The organism is Bacillus sp. LM 4-2, assembly GCF_000978495.1.
GTDB classification, from domain to species: domain Bacteria; phylum Bacillota; class Bacilli; order Bacillales; family Bacillaceae; genus Bacillus; species Bacillus subtilis.
The window spans coordinates 3759727-3775132 of the sequence record NZ_CP011101.1; the positions used below are offsets into that span (position 1 = coordinate 3759727).

14 protein-coding genes are annotated in these 15406 nt (G+C 43.6%); 3 read left to right on the forward strand and 11 right to left on the reverse strand.

Going from position 1 to position 15406, the window contains the following annotated elements; translation table 11 throughout:
• The first annotated feature begins 282 nt into the window (after window positions 1-282).
• The gene (vpr, locus tag bslm_RS18730) at window positions 283-2703 is read left to right on the forward strand and encodes a serine protease Vpr (RefSeq protein WP_046381416.1); all 2421 of its coding nucleotides are present in this window, start codon (window positions 283-285) and stop codon (window positions 2701-2703) included.
• Window positions 2704-2740: 37 nt separating this feature from the next.
• On the opposite strand, the gene bslm_RS18735 is transcribed toward vpr, so the two are convergent.
• The 3 genes from bslm_RS18735 to rodA all read right to left on the reverse strand — a co-directional run bounded on the left by bslm_RS18735 (window position 2741) and on the right by rodA (window position 5952).
• A complete protein-coding gene (locus bslm_RS18735; RefSeq protein WP_032722719.1) occupies window positions 2741-3742 on the reverse strand; it encodes an LLM class flavin-dependent oxidoreductase in 1002 nt (333 codons plus the stop codon).
• Window positions 3743-3915: 173 nt separating this feature from the next.
• A complete protein-coding gene (nfsA, locus tag bslm_RS18740) occupies window positions 3916-4665 on the reverse strand; it encodes an oxygen-insensitive NADPH nitroreductase (protein WP_017696211.1) in 750 nt (249 codons plus the stop codon).
• A 105-nt stretch (window positions 4666-4770) separates the two neighbouring features.
• A complete protein-coding gene (gene rodA, locus bslm_RS18745) occupies window positions 4771-5952 on the reverse strand; it encodes a cell shape-determining peptidoglycan glycosyltransferase RodA (protein ID WP_015250943.1) in 1182 nt (393 codons plus the stop codon).
• A gap of 495 nt (window positions 5953-6447) precedes the next feature.
• Between rodA and ywcE the strand changes: the two genes are divergently transcribed.
• Window positions 6448-6711 carry a spore morphogenesis/germination protein YwcE gene (gene ywcE / locus bslm_RS18750; RefSeq protein ID WP_003227411.1) on the forward strand — a complete coding sequence of 88 codons (264 nt, stop codon included), beginning with the start codon at window positions 6448-6450 and terminating at the stop codon, window positions 6709-6711.
• A gap of 42 nt (window positions 6712-6753) precedes the next feature.
• Here ywcE and qoxD read toward each other — a convergent pair whose 3' ends face one another.
• From qoxD to qoxA, 4 genes are read right to left on the reverse strand one after another with little or no spacing between them, the layout of a single operon-like run.
• A complete protein-coding gene (qoxD, locus tag bslm_RS18755; protein WP_003227410.1) occupies window positions 6754-7128 on the reverse strand; it encodes a cytochrome aa3 quinol oxidase subunit IV in 375 nt (124 codons plus the stop codon).
• A gap of 1 nt (window position 7129) precedes the next feature.
• Window positions 7130-7744 (reverse strand): cytochrome aa3 quinol oxidase subunit III, encoded by a 615-nt coding sequence (gene qoxC / locus bslm_RS18760; protein WP_003227409.1) that lies wholly within the window; start codon window positions 7742-7744, stop codon window positions 7130-7132.
• 13 nt (window positions 7745-7757) lie between these two features.
• Window positions 7758-9707, reverse strand: coding sequence for a cytochrome aa3 quinol oxidase subunit I (gene qoxB / locus bslm_RS18765; protein WP_003227407.1), 1950 nt, complete (start codon window positions 9705-9707; stop codon window positions 7758-7760).
• A gap of 27 nt (window positions 9708-9734) precedes the next feature.
• A complete protein-coding gene (gene qoxA / locus bslm_RS18770; RefSeq protein WP_010886637.1) occupies window positions 9735-10700 on the reverse strand; it encodes a cytochrome aa3 quinol oxidase subunit II in 966 nt (321 codons plus the stop codon).
• 515 nt (window positions 10701-11215) lie between these two features.
• On the opposite strand from qoxA, the gene bslm_RS18775 reads away from it, so the two are divergent.
• Window positions 11216-11461, forward strand: a complete 246-nt coding sequence (locus bslm_RS18775; protein WP_009968363.1) for a GlsB/YeaQ/YmgE family stress response membrane protein — start codon at window positions 11216-11218, stop codon at window positions 11459-11461.
• A 70-nt stretch (window positions 11462-11531) separates the two neighbouring features.
• Here bslm_RS18775 and galT read toward each other — a convergent pair whose 3' ends face one another.
• The 4 genes from galT to slrC all read right to left on the reverse strand — a co-directional run bounded on the left by galT (window position 11532) and on the right by slrC (window position 15402).
• A complete protein-coding gene (gene galT / locus bslm_RS18780; protein ID WP_046381417.1) occupies window positions 11532-13073 on the reverse strand; it encodes a UDP-glucose--hexose-1-phosphate uridylyltransferase in 1542 nt (513 codons plus the stop codon).
• A 3-nt stretch (window positions 13074-13076) separates the two neighbouring features.
• Window positions 13077-14249 carry a galactokinase gene (locus bslm_RS18785; protein WP_046381418.1) on the reverse strand — a complete coding sequence of 391 codons (1173 nt, stop codon included), beginning with the start codon at window positions 14247-14249 and terminating at the stop codon, window positions 13077-13079.
• An 80-nt stretch (window positions 14250-14329) separates the two neighbouring features.
• Window positions 14330-14713 (reverse strand): GtrA family protein, encoded by a 384-nt coding sequence (locus bslm_RS18790; protein WP_003227398.1) that lies wholly within the window; start codon window positions 14711-14713, stop codon window positions 14330-14332.
• 17 nt (window positions 14714-14730) lie between these two features.
• Window positions 14731-15402, reverse strand: a complete 672-nt coding sequence (gene slrC / locus bslm_RS18795) for a transcriptional regulator SlrC (RefSeq protein ID WP_014478350.1) — start codon at window positions 15400-15402, stop codon at window positions 14731-14733.
• Window positions 15403-15406: the final 4 nt, after the last annotated feature.

The following is a 15406-nucleotide window of genomic DNA, read 5'->3' on the forward strand; positions in this document are numbered from 1 at the left end:
GAAAACTTTATACACAAGTTATCCCAAAGATAAGAACAACTTAATCACAAGAGATATCCACATGTCCACAAACTATATCTATATTTTGTATACGAACGTATATTCCTAACTATATATATACACAGGTTTATTCACTTATACACAGGGTTCTGTGTATAACTCCTTCGTTATACACAAACAAAATCCAATAAATGGTCCAAATGACACAAGGATTTTTTTGAATTTTCAAGAAATATATACTAGATCTTTCACATTTTTTCTAAATACAAAGGGGGAAACACATTGAAAAAGGGGATCATTCGCTTTCTGCTTGTAAGTTTTGTCTTATTTTTTGCGTTATCCACAGGTATTACGGGCGTCCAGGCAGCTCCGGCTTCTTCAAAAACGTCGGCTGATCTGGAAAAAGCCGAGGTATTCGGTGATATCGACATGACGACAAGCAAAAAAACAACCGTTATAGTGGAATTAAAAGAAAAATCCTTGGCAGAAGCGAAGGAAGCGGGAGAAAGCCAATCGAAAAGCAAGCTGAAAACCGCTCGCACAAAAGCAAAAAACAAAGCAATCAAAGCGGTGAAAAACGGAAAAGTAAACCGGGAATATGAGCAGGTATTCTCAGGCTTCTCTATGAAGCTTCCAGCTAATGAGATTCCAAAACTTCTCGCGGTAAAAGACGTTAAGGCAGTGTACCCGAACGTCACATATAAAACAGACAATATGAAGGATAAAGACGTCACAATCTCCGAAGACGCCGTATCTCCGCAAATGGATGACAGTGCGCCTTATATCGGAGCAAACGATGCATGGGATTTAGGCTACACAGGAAAAGGCATCAAGGTGGCGATTATTGACACTGGGGTTGAATACAATCACCCAGATCTGAAGAAAAACTTTGGACAATATAAAGGATACGATTTTGTGGACAATGATTACGATCCAAAAGAAACACCAACAGGCGATCCGAGGGGCGGAGCGACTGACCACGGCACACACGTAGCCGGAACTGTGGCTGCAAACGGAACAATTAAAGGCGTAGCGCCTGATGCAACACTTCTTGCTTATCGTGTGTTAGGGCCTGGCGGAAGCGGCACAACGGAAAACGTCATCGCCGGTGTGGAACGTGCAGTGCAGGACGGAGCAGATGTGATGAACCTGTCTCTCGGAAACTCTTTAAACAACCCGGACTGGGCGACAAGCACAGCGCTTGACTGGGCCATGTCAGAAGGCGTTGTCGCTGTTACCTCAAACGGCAACAGCGGACCGAACGGCTGGACAGTCGGATCGCCGGGCACATCAAGAGAAGCGATTTCTGTCGGTGCGACTCAGCTGCCGCTCAATGAATACGCCGTCACATTCGGCTCCTACTCTTCAGCAAAAGTGATGGGCTATAACAAGGAGGACGACGTCAAAGCGCTCAATAACAAAGAAGTTGAGCTTGTCGAAGCGGGAATCGGCGAAGCAAAGGATTTTGAAGGGAAAGACCTGACAGGCAAAGTCGCCGTTGTCAAACGAGGCAGCATTGCATTTGTGGATAAAGCGGATAACGCTAAAAAAGCCGGTGCAGTCGGCATGGTTGTGTATAACAACCTCTCTGGAGAAATTGAAGCCAATGTGCCAGGCATGTCTGTCCCAACGATTAAGCTTTCATTAGAAGACGGCGAAAAACTCGTCAGCGCCCTGAAAGCTGGTGAGACAAAAACAACATTCAAGTTGACGGTCTCAAAAGCGCTCGGTGAACAAGTGGCTGATTTCTCATCACGCGGCCCTGTTATGGATACGTGGATGATTAAGCCTGATATTTCCGCGCCAGGGGTCAATATCGTGAGCACGATCCCAACACACGATCCTGACCATCCATACGGCTACGGATCAAAACAAGGAACAAGCATGGCATCGCCTCATATTGCCGGAGCGGTTGCCGTTATTAAACAAGCCAAACCAAAGTGGAGCATTGAACAGATTAAAGCCGCCATCATGAATACCGCTGTCACTTTAAAGGATAGCGATGGGGAAGTATATCCGCATAACGCTCAAGGCGCAGGCAGCGCAAGAATCATGAACGCAATCAAAGCCGATTCGCTCGTCTCACCTGGAAGCTATTCATACGGCACGTTCTTGAAGGAAAACGGAAACGAAACGAAAAAAGAAACGTTTACGATTGAAAATCAATCTTCCATTAGAAAATCATACACACTGGAATACTCATTTAATGGCAGCGGCATCTCCACATCCGGCACAAGCCGTGTTGTGATTCCGGCACATCAAACCGGGAAAGCCACTGCAAAAGTAAAGGTCAATACGAAGAAAACAAAAGCTGGCACCTATGAAGGAACGGTTATCGTCAGAGAAGGCGGAAAAACGGTCGCTAAGGTACCTACATTGCTGATTGTGAAAGAGCCCGATTATCCGAGAGTCACATCTGTCTCTGTCAGCGAAGGGTCTGTACAAGGTACCTATCAAATTGAAACCTACCTTCCTGCGGGAGCGGAAGAGCTGGCGTTCCTCGTCTATGACAGCAACCTTGATTTCGCAGGCCAAGCCGGCATTTATAAAAACCAAGATAAAGGTTACCAGTACTTTGACTGGGACGGCACGATTAATGGCGGAACCAAACTTCCGGCCGGAGAGTATTACTTGCTCGCATATGCCGCGAACAAAGGCAAGTCAAGCCAGGTTTTGACCGAAGAACCTTTCACTGTTGAATAAGAAAAAGCCCTGCCGAATCGGCAGGGCTTTTTAAAGATCAGTCAGCAAACGCCTCCTGCAATAATCGATACGATCGGAGCTTATCTTCAAAATGATGTGTGATGGTCACCACCATGATTTCCTCTGTTTCATACGCTTTACTCAAAGCTAGCAGCCGCTCCTTAACCTGTTCTTTCGTACCGACAATCATTCGATTTCGATTATCAGCAATTCGTCTCTGTTCATAAGGAGAATACGTATTTTTCCGAACAGCTTCATACGAAGGAACTCCCTCTAAAGGAATACCCTGCTCTCCCGCCAAAAGTGTAAAATCAAGCACAGCCCCAAGCTCCTCTGCCTTCTCCTCCGTGTCAGCACAAAGAACAAAAACAGCAACTGCCGCTCGAGGCGTATCTCCTAACACAGATGGTTTGAATCGCCTCTTATACTGTCTGACAGTACCCTCTCCGCCCTCTCCATTGATAAAATGGGCAAACATATAGCCAGCGCCAGATTCAGCTGCGAGCAGCGCGCTTTCTCCAGATGAGCCGAGCAGCCACACATCCGGAGCCGTTGAAATATGCGGCGCAGCCGTCAGATTCGGAAAACGGTGTTTATCATCCGCCAAATCATGCAAATACATGGTCAGCTCCTTGATTTGCTGCGGATACTGATCAGCATTGCGCTTACCGCCGTCATTCAGCGCCCATGATGCAATCGGCATTCCCCCCGGTGCTCTGCCAAGCCCCAGGTCAATTCTTCCTGGTGTCAGCCCCTCCAGAACACGAAAGTTTTCAGCTACTTTATAAGCACTATAATGCGGCAGCATGACTCCTCCTGATCCAACACGGATTCGCTTTGTTTTCGCCGCTATATGACTGATTAGCACCTCAGGACTGGACCCTGCCAGCCGTTTTGAAAAGTGATGCTCAGAAACCCAAAATCTCTTATATCCAAGGTCCTCAGCAGCTTGAGCAAGCGCAACGGTTTGCTGTAAGGCCGTTTCAGCATTGCTGCCCTCTGATACTGGAGATTGATCTAATATACTTAATGAAACCATCCCTACCACCTCATCCTCATCGTATCACTGATCTTCTATTTTTTCTCCAAAGCCGCTCACACTGCTTATCAGTGTCCCCTATCATTCGCCATTTATTTGTGAAAGCCTGTCCCTATTTGTCGGAATATGTTACACGTGAAACATAAAAACCCCTCCAGACGGAGAGGTTTGCTTTAGTTTTTATTAAAGCCCTTTTCTTTCACGTAGTCATTTAAATACGTACGCGGCTTTTGCTTCATAAAGTTCAGTATTTGATCGGACCACGTTTCTTCCCGCTGCCCGTTTGTTCTTTCTCTATAGTAATCAGAAATGGTTTTGTCATACGTATTCATAGTATGACGGAAATCGTCTGTGTTCACATTATACGTATTCTCATGATAAACGGCCTGCTTTGGCAATCTCGGTTTTTTGCCGGAAAGGTTCGCAGGATGGCCTACTGCCAGTCCGAAAAGCGGGAGCACATGGTCAGGCGTTTGCAGCACCTCTGTCACCTTGTCCAGTTCATTCCGAATGCCGCCGATATAGCAAATGCCAAGCCCCATGGATTCAGCGGCAATGCTCATATTTTGCGCTGCCAGCGCCGCATCAATCAAGCTAACCATAAACATTTCTGTATTCTCGAGCAGCTCAGAAATATGTTCACCTTTTTCCTCAGCCAGTTTTTGATGGCGGTACAAATCCGCACAAAATACAAAAAAGTGTCCGTTCTTCTCAACGTAAGGCTGATTCCCAGCAAGCACGGACAGCTCACGTTTTTTCTCAGGATCAGAAACCCCGATAATCGAATATGCCTGCACATAGCTGGATGTAGACGCAGCCTGCGCACTTTTCACTAATGTATCAATTTCTTCAGCTGTCAAAAGCTGATCAGTAAAAGACCGGATTGACCGATGATTCAAAATGGTTTCGATTGTGTTATTCATCACAAAAACCTCCTTATCACTTTTTATCATATCCGAAAAAAAGTGATCTCAAAAGCGAAATGCTCTGCCCAAAAAAAGACAGCCTCTGTAAAGGCTGTCTGCATATTAAGAATTAAAAAGATAACTTCTGTATTTCGTCAGCTGCACACTTGCATTATATACAATCCCAAATCCGATTAACGTGGAAAGTGTCGAACTTCCCCCATAGCTGACAAACAGCAGCGGAATCCCGGTAACAGGCATAATGCCGATGTTCATTCCGATATTCTGGAATGTGTGGATCACAATTAACGCCGTATAGCCAACGCAAAAGAAAGAAGCGAAACGGTTAAACGGATGTATTTTGTCTATCAGAACGACAAGCCTGTAGATTAAAAAGAAGAACATGATGACAACAATTGCACAGCCTATAAAGCCAAATGACTCACCTATTATAGAAAAGATAAAGTCAGTCGTACTCTCTGGAACATAAACCTTCAAATTAGAAATACCATTACCTAAAATACCACCAGATCCTATTGCCATGATGGCCTGGTCAACTTGCCAGCTGTCATTTGAATCTTCCTGTGTCTCATTTGAAGCAGACACCCAAGAAGTGACCCGCTTAATTTGATAATCCTGTATTCCAACTGATTTAGCAACGTCAGGAAAGTTTATCATTACTAATAAAATTAATGAAATGAGTAAAATACCTGAACCAGCTATGATCGCAATCAATTTCCAGTTTATCCCTGACATAAAAACCATTACAAGAACGATAAACATACATATTCCCGCAGTCCCAGCATCCTGCATCAAGATAAGACCTACAGGAATAACTGCGACACCCGCAATCTTTAATAACAAGTGGATATCATCCCTAAGCGTCCGAACTCCTTTAGGATTAGCTTTTCCAATAACTGAAGCAAGCATCATAATCAAACCAACCTTCATAAACTCTGACGGCTGTATTGTTATTCTACCGATCCTAAACCAACTTTTTGCCCCTTTAATAACAGGTGCAATAGACTCGGGACTGATTTTAAGAATAATCAAAGATAAAATACCAATGATAAAAATATATAAACTTAACTTTTCAAGCTGTTCTAAATCAAAGTACAAAAGAACTGTAATGGCAACAGCCCCCAAAAAATAAAACACAATTTGCTGAATCCAATCCGTGTTCCCATACTGCCCAAACTGACCGGCAGCATAAATTGATACTACGCTTATAATAAAAAACACACCAAATATAAAAATCAAATCCCCCTGGTAAAAGGGGCTTTGCTGTTTCTTATATCGACTCATTCTATCCCGCCTTACATTTTCATCGGAAAATCACTAATGTTTATTATACATGAACCATGTTCAAGATGACACGTGAAGCTCGCTTCCTTTTATGTTTTTTCAGCATTTGCGGTGCTTTTTCAGCTACACGAAATATGACGTATCATAAACCGAAATGTTTCGATTGACACAAAACTTTTCAAATGAAAAAAACGCCATACCAAAAGAATTTGTTAAAAAACGAATGCGATAATGTGTTATGTTCCCAAATAATGTGATACCTCATAAGAAACAGCTAAAAATTCAGAGCCCCATGCCCATACATTCTCCTAGCACATTAAACGAAAAAAATAAGACGATAGATCCAGTCCATTTCTGCAAAAACACGTATCAATTTCTGGAAAACATGGTATAATAATTGTAACAGAATGTTCAAAAAACAATCACAAAACAGACACAACTCAGTTCCTCTATTTCATTTTTGTAAACGTTATCACAAAATGAAAGGAGACGGGTATGATGGACATGTTTTTTGCTTACTTACTGGTTGCCAGCGCAACGCCTCTCTTTATTTGGCTTGATAACAAAAAAGTCGCACTCTCAGCTATTCCGCCAATCATTTTAATGTGGGTATTCTTCTTCTTTTACGCAACAGAAAGCCTTTCTCCACTTGGACACACTCTCATGATTATCTTGTTTGCCGTCAACGTCATAGTCGCTCATATCGCCGCATTTATCATTTACGGCCTTCCGTATCTTCGCAGAAAGCGAAGCAGCTGAAGACAGCAAAAAACCCTCTTCCAATGAAGAGGGTTTTTTGTATTATTCGTTATGGCCTGAATGCTCTGAGTGTTCAGCGCCTCCAGGAGGATTTCCGTCCATATGGTCACCATGGTGATAGTGAGCCGCGAAAATCCAGATGGATCCAAGTACGATAACGATCGCGCCAAAGAATCCGAACAGCGTGTTTCCGACTTGGATCGTGCCGTTTTCGCTCTCTGTCATATGCATGAACATGAGAAGCTGCAGCGCCGCCTGAATGAAGGCGAAGCCGAAGATTATCCAAAGTTTTGCTGATGAGCTCAGGTCAGTATACACTGCAACCCATAGAGCCAGCAGGGTCAAAACTATAGACAGGATAAAACCTACAATGTGTTTCCATGGAAAGTGACTGTGTTCAGCAGATTTGTTTGCCATTTTACAGACCCCCCAATCCCATGAGATAGACACCTGTAAAGATGAAAATCCATACAACATCTAAGAAGTGCCAGTACAAGCTTGAGATAAAGATTTTAGATGAAGTTTGCGGGGTTAAGCCGCGTTTCTTCAACTGAATCAGAATTCCTGTGATCCAGAAAATCCCGATTGTTACGTGAGTTCCGTGAGTTCCAAGTAAAACAAAGAATCCAGACCAGAACGCACTTGTACTGAGAGCCGCTCCTTCATGTACATAGTGAACAAACTCGTTGATCTCGCATCCGACGAAGCCGGCCCCGAGAAGAAGAGTGATAATTGTCCAAATGACTACGCCTTTTAAACTTCCGCGGCGCATTTCATGAACAGCGATCCCGCAGGTAAAGCTGCTGATCAGCAGCAAGAACGTCATAATCATTACCAGATTGACTTCAAATAGTTCGTCTGGCAAGACACCTCCAGCTGTTCTGTTTTTAAGAACGAAGAAGGTTGCAAATAGTGTTGAGAACAACACAATTTCTGCCCCTAAAAAGATCCAAAACCCGAGAATATTAAGTCTGCCGGTTTCAGATTGATATTCCATAGGCGCGTTAGAATTGCCGTGTTCTGCATGTTCCATAACTCACGCCTCCTTATTCGGAAATCTTTCTTTCCGTCTCTTTTATTTCATCAACACTAATGTAGTAGCCGTTGTCGTATTCGAATGAACGCAGAACCATGCAGAGCAGGACTCCGATCAATCCGACTACGCCCATCCAGTACCATTCAAATACCAGTCCAAAGCCAGCGAGACCGAAGGCAACAGACATAAAGAACGGTCTGCCTGAGTTGCTTGGCATATGGATTTTCTTGAATTTGCTTTCAGGGTATAATTCAGTTTTTTCTTCTTTCATATGCAGGAATGCATCTTGAGATTTGACTTCAGGAAGCACCGCAAAGTTGTAATGCGGCGGAATCGCAGAAGAAGTCGCCCAATCAAGCGTACGTCCCACACCCCATGAATCTCCGCTGATTTCACGAGTAGAGTAACGGAAGCTGTAGTAGATGTTATAGCAAAGGATTAAGAATCCTACACCCATCATGAAAGCTCCGACAGTTGAGATAAAGTTCAATGTTGTCCAGCCGTCGTTCGGTCCGTATGTGTAAATACGGCGAGGCATGCCTTGAAGCCCCAAGAAATATTGCGGGAAGAAACAAATATTGAACCCGATCATAAAGATCCAGAAGAACCATTTTCCGATTCTTTCGTTCAGCTTGTGGCCGAACATTTTTGGATACCAGAAAATAAATCCGGCGAAACAAGCAAATACAGTACCCGCGATCAGCACATAGTGGAAGTGAGATACAAGGAAGTACGTATTATGGTATTGATAATCCGCTGCTGCCATCGCAAGCATAACCCCTGTAACCCCGCCGATAACGAAGTTAGGAATGAACGCAAGCGCCCACAGCATAGGTGTTGTAAAGCTGATTCGGCCTTTATACATTGTAAAGAGCCAGTTAAAGATTTTAACCCCGGTTGGGATTGAGATTGCCATTGTCGTAATTGAGAAGAATGAGTTAACGGACGCACTGTTCCCCATTGTGAAGAAGTGGTGAGTCCAAACTAAGAAACTCAATACAGAGATGGCGATAATAGAACCAACCATTGCTTTGTAACCAAACAATTGTTTTCTTGCAAAGCTTGAGATGATTTCTGAGAAAATACCAAACGCCGGAAGTATAACGATATATACTTCAGGATGTCCCCAAATCCAGAACAAGTTAGCCCAAAGCATCGGCATACCGCCTGCTTCCAATGTGAAAAAGTGAGCGCCGAACAAACGATCAAATGATAAAAGTGCTAATGCTACTGTAAGTACAGGGAACGCAAACACGATAATAACCATTGTGATCAGTGTTGTCCATGTGAACATTGGCATACGCATTAATGTCATGCCTTTTGTTCTCATTTTTAAGATTGTTACCATAAAGTTGATCCCTGTCATCAGGGTACCGATACCGGCAATCTGAAGTCCGAGGAGGTAGTAGTTCTCACCCGGCCCAGGGCTCATGTCGTTACTTGCAAGCGGCATATAACTCGTCCAGCCTGCGTTCGGAGAACCTCCGATAACGAAAGAAATATTGAAAAGCATCGCCCCTACAAAGAACGTCCAGAAGCTCAGGTTGTTCAAGTAAGGGAACGCAACGTCGCGGGCACCGATTTGAAGAGGCACAACAACGTTAATAAGACCGATTAAGAACGGCATCGCCATGAAGATGATCATGATTGTACCGTGAGTTGTAAAAATTTCATTATAGTGGTTTGAGTCTAAAAAACTGTTATTCGGAAGCGCTAGCTGGGCACGCATCATCAGACCGTCGACACCGCCGCGGAATAACATTATTACAGCAGATATAATGTACATGATTCCGAGTTTTTTATGGTCAACAGTAGTTATCCATTCAGACCACAGCCATTTCCACTTTTTGAAGTAAGTCAGTACAAAAATAATGGCAATGGTTGAAAGCGCAATGGAAACTTGTGCGCCCAGAATTAATGGGTCACCAGTTACGAAAAATTCGTCCCATTTGAATTTCATGCAGGCTTCCTCCTTTCCTGATCAATATCATTCTTCTGTATCATCAGACTTCTTAAATTCGTTTTTCTTTACGTTTTCAAACGGATCTGTTTTAGAGTGCGGTGAAACGGCTTGATAGCCAAGGCGTTTGCGCGCCTCCATCGCGTACTCAGCGTCTTGTCCGTGATCAACGTATTTCAAGTGAGTAGAAGAGAACGTTAATTCGTCCACATTTTCAGGAAGCATCAATTCATCATACTTCTCTTTTGTCAGCTTAGGAGCCTCGTTCTGAGTCTTTTTCACCCAGCTGTTAAAGTCTTTTTCTGTGACTGCATTCACATCAAACTCTTGGTCTGCAAAATGTTCACCTGTGAAGTTCGCGTTGCGGCCTTCGTAAGTACCCACTTTGTCAGCCTGTAAGTATTGATCCATCAGCATTCCTGCCATCGCATATTTTTGCCCTCCAAGCTGAGGAATCCATAGCGAAGCCATTGAATCTGCAGATGAGATTTTGAACAAGATCGGGCGATCGACAGGAATGTTTAAGTAGTTGACCGTTTCAATATCCTGTTCAGGGTAGCTGAATACCCATTTCCAGTCTACCGAAGTAGCATAAACAACAAGAGGCTCTTTATCTTTTGTTGCTTCAGGAGCTTTTTCTAACGAATATATCGTCTGTACTGTTGGCACAGAAAGTGCAATGACGATTAAAATTGGGATCACTGTCCAGACTACTTCTAAAAACGTGTTACCGTGAATTTCTGGGTTATAAGATCCATTATCTTTGCCTTTACGGTCGCGGTATTTTACTAAAATAATGGTAAATAGAACAAAGACGACCCCGACGATAAACAGCATAAATCCGATAGATAACAGGATTAAATCACTTTGCTGTTCAGCTACAGGTCCTTTCGGATCTAGTACTGAAGCATTGCTGCATCCCCCAAGGACGAAAACCACAGTTAACAGCGCTAATACAAGCAACGGTTTTAATGCTCTGAACAAGAAGATCACCATCCTTCCTATTGATGTAATAAATCTGAAGTGCATACTTCCTCAAAATCTTTTCTCTACTTTGTTATGCTATCAAAAACTTCACTTATTAGCTTTATTTTTTTATAAACTTCATCCCATTTTCGCTTAAATGTCATAAAATCGACAAAAATTGCTCCAACTTTATTCACATCTATCGCTTAAGATGAAAAGTTTCTAGTTATTTCCGCATATAAGTAAAGAAAAGATGATGAAGAACTAATTCTGACAAATAAAGGTTTACCACAATAAAAAACTTAGGTCAATCAAAAATTTCATTTTGTTAAACTTTCTAGATAGGAATTATTTTTTCCTTGTCTAGCATCTTTTCACACGGTTACCATTTTAACGCATCAAATATTGAAAGAAAAGGCGCAATGAAGAGCCAATATGCTCTGAATTGTCCGTATTTTTTAATGAGAGCATCCAGTTGTTTATCTTATACAAAAAAGAGGAATGATATAAGCAAATAAATAAAAAATAGGATGTGTTGCATGATGAGTTTTCTTATTTCACTTATCGTCGCTATTATTATCGGATGGCTTGGAAGCCTGTTTGTAAAAGGAGATATGCCCGGAGGAATTATCGGGTCTATGATCGCAGGTCTTATTGGCGCCTGGATCGGACACGGGCTGCTTGGAACATGGGGGCCGCACCTAGCCGGATTTGCCATTATTCCAGCGGTAATCGGTGCAGCCATTGTTGTCTTTCTAGTAAGCCTGTTAACCAGAAAAAGAGGATAAAAGCAGCAGCACCCGAAGCGTCAGCGCTTTGGGTGTTTGTTTTGCCATAAAAATCGAAAAAGCCTCAACCCTAGCGGTTGAGGCTTTTGACTGGTTTGACGCCCAACTGGTCGATAAACCTTCTGAAGGCCTGTTTTCCTTCTGTTGTCTGTTTAAACACACCGGCGTGTTCAAGAATGCGAGCGAATACATGTCCCAGCTCTTCTTTTATGACTAGATCTGCATTCTCTTTTGTTATGGTTCTTTTTTCCATCATCCGAATAGCCCACTCACTATGTTTTGCCGTGAGCGGATTTTGTTCTAAAGCTGTTTTCGGATCAGCAGAGCATAGCGCCGCTGCCGTTTCTTTCATTTCCTCCTGTAAGCGGCCCGGCAATATCGCCAATCCCATGACCTCAATCAGGCCGATATTTTCTTTTTTAATATGGTGAACTTCCTTATGGGGATGAAATATCCCTAATGGATGCTCCTCATCCGTCCGGTTGTTCCTCAGTACGATATCGAGTTCGTACAAGCCTCCCCTGCGCCGCGCAATCGGTGTGACCGTATTATGGGGCGTATCGCCTGTATAGGCGGCAATGCCGGCTTTTTCATCGGAATACGTCTGCCACGTGCGGAAGATATGGTCAGCAGCTTCGGCGACATGACCCGGTTCGTCTCCTTGGAGCCTGAGCACAGACATCGGCCACTTCACTAAGCCCAGCGACACGCCGGGATAATCTTTTAATTCATAAACGTCTTCCGCTTCTGCACGTGCCATTGGAAAATCATGCGCGCCGCCTTGGAAATGATCATGGCTTAGGATGCTGCCGCCGACAATCGGCAGATCCGCGTTTGAACCGATAAAATAATGCGGATACTGCCCGAGAAATGACAGCAGCCTTTCAAATGTTTTTTTGCTGATCTCCATCGGTTCATGTTCACCTTTTAAGACAATGCAGTGCTCCGGATAATAGACATATGGCGAGAATTGCAGGAACCATTGTTCGTCCTCAAGGGTGACCGGAATGATTCTGTGATTTTGCCGGGCTGGATGATTCACGCTTCCCTCGAACCCGACATTTTCTTTACACAGCAAACACATCGGATAATTTGTCTGTTCCTGCTCTTTTGCAGCCGCAATCGCTTTCGGGTCCTTTTCAGGCTTTGATAGGTTAATGGTCATTTCCAGTTCGCCATATTCGGTCGGCACCGTCCAATGAACATTTTTGGCGATTCTGTCAGTCCGTATATAATAGACATCCTCTGAATATTGATAGAATTCCTTTGTCGCCTGTTTTGGGCCGTATAATGCTTTTGTCTCTTCAAATTTGCGAATGACCTCTGACGGAGCAGGTACAAAACAGCCCATCAGCTTTGCGCTGAGCAGGTCACGGTACGTATCTGTATCCGCTTCCATTCGGCCGGTTTCGGCAGCCCATTTATAGATGGGAGCGAGCAAGTCCGGCAGGCTTTGTGACTGCTTGATGCAGATGCCGGAGACCGGCTCGGGATGTGTGATGCCCAGCGCTTCATAAAGGCGGTTTCTCGTATATTCCCGATCCCAGATCGAAATCAATTTTCGTTCCAGGCCATACTCAAGCAGCTGTTCCAGATGTTCAATAATACTCATATGTCACTCCCCCTTTAGTTCTCTCGCTCCCTCTCCGATATCCGCGACATAAAAATCCGCTCGGAGCCCTGTTTTTTCTTGATATCTGTCTCCAACCTTCTGAATAAAATCATCAACGAATTCATCTTTTACAATGCTGATAGTGCATCCGCCAAAGCCTGCTCCCGTCATTCTTGATCCAATTACACCTTCGTGATCCCATGCCGCAAACACAAGCTCATCAAGTTCAGGGCATGTTACTTCATAGTCATCCTTCAATGAAAGGTGGGATTCCTTCATTAACTGCCCGATTTCATCTATATTGTTCTCTTTGAACATATGGGCCGTCTTAATAGCACGATGATTTTCGTATACAGCGTGCTTTGCCCGGCGTCTGTTCGTTTCACTTTGGATCAGGCTGGAATGCGCATCGAAATCAGAAGGCTTGATGTCGCCCAGTGCTGCAATATCGAGGCCTTTTTTCAGATCAAGCAATGCATCATTGCATTCTTGGCGTCTCGTATTATAGCTCGAGTCAGCCAATGTCCTTTTTTTGTTCGTGTTCGCGATGACCAGCGCGAGGCCTGAGACATTGAGTTTGCTATATTCATAGTCAAGCGTGTCACAGTTCAGCAGCATCGCATGATGTTTTTTCCCCATTCCAATTGCAAATTGGTCCATAATTCCGCAATTGACGCCGATAAAATGGTTTTCCGCATGCTGCGCCATTTTCACAAGCTCTAGCGCATCTACTTCAGGATGAAAATAGCTTTGGAGCACGACCCCCATCAGCAGTTCAATAGAAGCGGAAGACGACAGTCCCGCCCCGTTTGGAATATTCCCTGAAAAAACAATGTCAAAGCCATGGGGAACTGCATATCCCCTCTGTTGAAATTCATAAATCACGCCTTTTGGGTAGTTCGCCCAGTCGTCTTCTTTTTGATAGCGAATGTCGTCAAGGCTGCATTCCTTGATCCCTTCGTCTTTAAAGTTGTCTGAATACATCCGGACAACCCCGTCTTTTCTTTCTGCAACAGCAGCATATGTACCCATTGTCAGCGCGCACGGAAAGACATGCCCGCCGTTATAGTCTGTATGTTCTCCAATCAGATTCACTCTTCCAGGTGCGAAAAAAAACCGTAACCCCTCTTTTTCTCCGAATACACTTGCAAATATCCCCTTCAGCTCTTCCCGCATGTGCAATCACCTTTCTGGTTTTTATTTTTTATTCCCCTTATTTCTTTATAGAAAACGGCAGATCATATGCTGCTGTCCTCTCATACCCCTTCTTCTTTTGTTTTTTTAAAGACGAGCCATTTGCTCGCAACATAGTTGACGACAACAATGACCGCGTTGTCGAGTATTTTGGCCAAGGTTTCATTTGTATTGAACTGGCCGACAAGAATGATCATCATGCCTAAATCTATGCCGAGAGACAGGACCCGAACGCTGAAAAAAGCAGTGAGCTCTTTCAGCAGGCTCTGCAGATCATGTGTTTTTTGCTGAAACACATATAATTTATTTGTTATGTAAGCAAACAGCACGGACAAAATCCAAGCGGCAACAGTGGCGGCTTTGTAATCCACATTCATGATCTCTACCAATATATAAAAGCTGGCGATATTCACAATGGTTGTGAAAACCCCCATAATGATATACATAATTATTTCTCTATACTTCACTGATGTTCCTCGCTTTCTGAAAAACTTTTCAAAATTCTTGGCGTCTCGTGCTCTCTGTCTAAAGTAAAAAATACCGAGAGTGCGTCTAAAAAGCTGCGGAAGGTGGCTGGCTGGCCCAATACATATGATTGTTTGATGATTCCGTCGAGGACTGCACATATTATTTTAGCCGTATATTCAGGATCAATACAGGCGTCAATCAGCTTTCTCTCCTTCAGCCACTTAATATATAACACATTTTCTTCCACCCACAATTCGTACAGCCGGACATAGGCCTTGCATTTCTTTAAGACTTTATATGTCGGCATGTTCATGGCAAACGAGGTGATGTCCCACGACGGCTTATTTATGTAATAGGAATAAAGCAGTTCTGCAGCGTGTTTTGCAGCCTCGTCCAATGTCAGCGATTTCACTGACTCCCGCTCCATTTGATCAAGATACCCTATAATGATCTTTTTTTTCATCTGACGTTTTTCGAGAAGGTACAGCAGAAAATCGTCCTTGCTGACAAAATGAACATAAAATGCTCCTTTGCTGTACCCGGCGGCTCTGCTGATATCTTCTACAGAAACCGGATCATACGCTCGGTCAATCAACAAATTCACGCCAGCGTCTATAAAACTTTCAAATGTTGCTTCTCTTTTAATTTGAAATTTGTTTTTTTTCATATTT

What these genes read in the sequence shown, in the direction of transcription:
- bslm_RS18735 (WP_032722719.1), bottom strand. Translation starts at nt 3,742, where the DNA reads ATGGTTTCATTAAGTATATTAGATCAATCTCCAGTATCAGAGGGCAGC.
- nfsA (WP_017696211.1), bottom strand. Translation starts at nt 4,665, where the DNA reads ATGAATAACACAATCGAAACCATTTTGAATCATCGGTCAATCCGGTCT.
- rodA (WP_015250943.1), bottom strand. Translation starts at nt 5,952, where the DNA reads ATGAGTCGATATAAGAAACAGCAAAGCCCCTTTTACCAGGGGGATTTG.
- ywcE (WP_003227411.1), top strand. Translation starts at nt 6,448, where the DNA reads ATGATGGACATGTTTTTTGCTTACTTACTGGTTGCCAGCGCAACGCCT.
- qoxD (WP_003227410.1), bottom strand. Translation starts at nt 7,128, where the DNA reads ATGGCAAACAAATCTGCTGAACACAGTCACTTTCCATGGAAACACATT.
- qoxC (WP_003227409.1), bottom strand. Translation starts at nt 7,744, where the DNA reads ATGGAACATGCAGAACACGGCAATTCTAACGCGCCTATGGAATATCAA.
- qoxB (WP_003227407.1), bottom strand. Translation starts at nt 9,707, where the DNA reads ATGAAATTCAAATGGGACGAATTTTTCGTAACTGGTGACCCATTAATT.
- bslm_RS18775 (WP_009968363.1), top strand. Translation starts at nt 11,216, where the DNA reads ATGAGTTTTCTTATTTCACTTATCGTCGCTATTATTATCGGATGGCTT.
- galT (WP_046381417.1), bottom strand. Translation starts at nt 13,073, where the DNA reads ATGAGTATTATTGAACATCTGGAACAGCTGCTTGAGTATGGCCTGGAA.
- bslm_RS18785 (WP_046381418.1), bottom strand. Translation starts at nt 14,249, where the DNA reads ATGCGGGAAGAGCTGAAGGGGATATTTGCAAGTGTATTCGGAGAAAAA.
- bslm_RS18790 (WP_003227398.1), bottom strand. Translation starts at nt 14,713, where the DNA reads ATGTATATCATTATGGGGGTTTTCACAACCATTGTGAATATCGCCAGC.
- slrC (WP_014478350.1), bottom strand. Translation starts at nt 15,402, where the DNA reads ATGAAAAAAAACAAATTTCAAATTAAAAGAGAAGCAACATTTGAAAGT.